Source organism: Cupriavidus sp. CuC1, from assembly GCF_044627735.1.
Taxonomy (GTDB): domain Bacteria; phylum Pseudomonadota; class Gammaproteobacteria; order Burkholderiales; family Burkholderiaceae; genus Cupriavidus; species Cupriavidus ulmosensis.
In genome coordinates this window covers 1-2951 of sequence record NZ_JBIUHC010000333.1, presented here as the reverse complement: position 1 = coordinate 2951, position 2951 = coordinate 1, and the positions used below count along the sequence as shown (strand labels likewise).

The following is a 2951-nucleotide window of genomic DNA, read 5'->3' as shown; positions in this document are numbered from 1 at the left end:
GTGGGGACGGTCAGCGCGAACTGCACAAGCGCTCAATGAGCATTTGGGATGGGCTGAGATCCGCCATCCGTTTCATCCGCTCCGGGGCCAACGCTTTCCGGTCCTGAAGACGCGCCGCGTGGCGGGCGTCGACACGCTGCTGCTGGGTCATGTAGAACGCGGCAGCTTCAGCATTGCCCGTGAATGGACTGACTGGGGCGCGCCTGCCGTCGAAGACGATTGCGAGGTCCCTGTGTCTCGCTTCGATCTGGGCATGCTGCTGGAGCTGACTGCGCTGATCGACCAGCTTGCCGCTTCGTCCTCCAAGAAGTCATCGACCAAAGGAGCTTGATCAATGCATCACGTTGACCTACTATCAGACCAGTTTTTAACGTGGTCCGCCAATGGAAGATATTTCGTCGCCCACTTTACGCAAGCGCCGCGCGCAGTTGCTCAAGCAAATGCCGGCGTTGGACACGCTCTTGCGGGGCTCGCTTATCGAACGCTACAAGCGCTGCGGCAAACCTGGCTGCAAGTGCGCCGACGGCCCCGGTCATGGCCCCAAGTATTACTTGTCGGTGAGTTTTCCCGGGCGCAGACCGCAAATGGACTACGTCCCACAAGCCGATTACGCCGACGTCAGCGAACGTTTGGCGAACTTTCACCGGGTCCGCGAGATCATCGAGGAGATCTGCGAGATCAACCGCGAACTATTACGCCGCCGCGAGGCGCTCTAAGGGGCGTCGGTGAGCCAGTCGCCACTGCCGCTCACCGACTCCATCGACCTACAATCGGCCGGCGTACTCATCGCCAACATGCTCGAAGCCTGGCTCACCGCCGAGCCCGCGCTGGAGTTGACCGAGGAGGCCGTCGATGAACACCAAGATCACCCCGCAACATCACAGCAAGCCGGCGTACATCTATATCCGCCAGTCGACGCTGGCTCAGGTGAGGCACCATCAAGAGAGCACCGAGCGCCAGTATGCGTTGCGCGACAAAGCGCTGGCACTGGGCTGGCCGGACACGTCGATCCGGATCCTGGACCGGGACCTCGGTCAGTCGGGCGCCCAGATGACGGGCCGCGAGGACTTCAAGACGCTGGTGGCGGATGTCTCGATGGGGCAAGTGGGCGCCGTGTTTGCGTTGGAGGTGTCGCGCCTGGCGCGCTCGAACCTAGACTGGCATCGCCTGCTCGAGTTGTGCGCGCTCACCGGTACCCTGGTCATCGACGCAGATGGCTGCTACGACCCGGGCGACTTCAACGACGGTCTGCTGCTCGGTCTCAAAGGCACGATGGCACAGGCCGAACTTCACTTTTTGCGCGGGCGCCTCCAAGGCGGCAAGCTCAATAAGGCGCAGAAGGGTGAGTTGCGCTTTCCACTGCCGGTTGGCTTGTGCTATGACGATGAGGGTCGCATCGTCCTCGATCCCGATGACGAGGTTCGCGGCGCCGTGCAACTGGTGTTTCGTCTCTTTCAGGAGACCGGCAGCGCGTACGCCGTCGTCAAGCGCTTTGCCGAAGATGGTCTGCGCTTTCCCAAGCGGGCATACGGAGGTGCCTGGGCAGGTCGACTCATCTGGGGGCGCCTACGCCATGAACGCGTACTTGGTCTGATCCGGAATCCCTCGTATGCGGGCGTCTATGTCTTCGGCCGTTACCAATATCGTCAGCGCATCACGCCTCAGGGAGAGGTCCATAAGCGAGTGCAGCCGGTACCCAAGGCGGACTGGCGTGTCAATCTGCCCGAGCATCACGAAGGCTATATCACCCCGGAGGAATTCGAGCGCAACCAGGCGCGCCTGGCGCGCAATCGGACCAACGGCGAAGGTACAGTGCTCAGCGGGGCGGCGCGTGAAGGATTGGCGCTGCTGCAGGGGATGCTGATCTGTGGCTGCTGTGGCCGGGCGCTGACCGTGCGCTACCAGGGTAATGGTGGCATTTATCCGTTGTACCTTTGTAATGCGCGCCGCCGCGAGGGTCTGGCGACAACCGACTGCATGAGCGTGCGCAGCGACCTGCTCGACAACGCGATCGGCGAAGCAGTGCTCGCGGCCCTGCGGCCAGCCGAACTCGAACTCGCCGTGACCGCCCTGAACGAACTCGAGCAGCGCGATCACGCCATCATGCGTCAGTGGCATATGCGCATCGAACGCGCCGAGTATGAGGTCGCGCTTGCCGAGCGTCGCTATCAGGAATGCGATCCCGCTAACCGCCTGGTCGCGGGCACCCTCGAGCGGCGCTGGAATGACGCGATGCTTCGCCTCGAAGCAATCAAGACGGAAGCCGCCCAATTCCAGAGCCAGAACGCGCGCGTCGCCACGCCCGAACAGAAGGCCCAGATCCTCGCATTGGCGCGCAATCTGCCGCGCCTTTGGCGCGCTCCGGCGACCCCACCGAAGGATCGCAAGCGCATGTTGCGACTGCTCATCCGGGACATTACTGTCGAGAAACTGCCCGCAGCCAGACAGGTGGTCCTACACGTGCGATGGCAGGGCGGCACCTGTACCGACACCACCGTGGCGTTGCCCAAGCCGGTCATCGAAGCGATGCGCTATCCGGCTGCGATCGTCGAGCAGGTGCGTAACCTTTCGCAACATCTGTCCGACCCGCAGATCGTTGCGCACCTCAATCAGGAAGGCCTACGCAGCCCAACTGGAAAATCGTTCACGCTCGCCATGGTCAAGTGGATCCGCTACCGCTACGGGATTGCAGCAACCAGCCTCAAGCGGCCTGACGAACTCACGGTCCAGCAACTCGCTCACCGACTGGGAATCAGTCCACACGTCGTGTATTACTGGATCGAGCGCCAGGTGGTCCATGCTCGGAAGCTCGACGGGCGGGGCCCATGGTGGATCACGCTGGATCCCCTCAAGGAACAGCAACTGCGGGACTGGGTGCGCACTTCAGGGCATCTTCGGGGGCAACATTCCTACACTTAACTGTGAGAGGTGCATTATGAGATCACCGTCGG

At 62.3% G+C, this 2951-nt stretch carries 3 protein-coding genes; all 3 read left to right on the top strand.

From position 1 onward, the window contains the following. The coding region (locus ACGLHR_RS51275) for a DUF5372 family protein (protein WP_400103737.1) at positions 1-331 on the top strand (331 nt) is incomplete at its 5' end. Positions 332-383: 52 nt separating this feature from the next. After that, positions 384-716: a DUF6788 family protein gene (locus tag ACGLHR_RS51270; RefSeq protein WP_400103735.1), complete on the top strand. Its 333-nt coding sequence runs from the start codon at positions 384-386 to the stop codon at positions 714-716. Positions 717-852: 136 nt separating this feature from the next. Further along, positions 853-2919 carry a recombinase family protein gene (locus ACGLHR_RS51265; RefSeq protein ID WP_400103733.1) on the top strand — a complete coding sequence of 689 codons (2067 nt, stop codon included), beginning with the start codon at positions 853-855 and terminating at the stop codon, positions 2917-2919. Positions 2920-2951 lie beyond the last annotated feature (32 nt).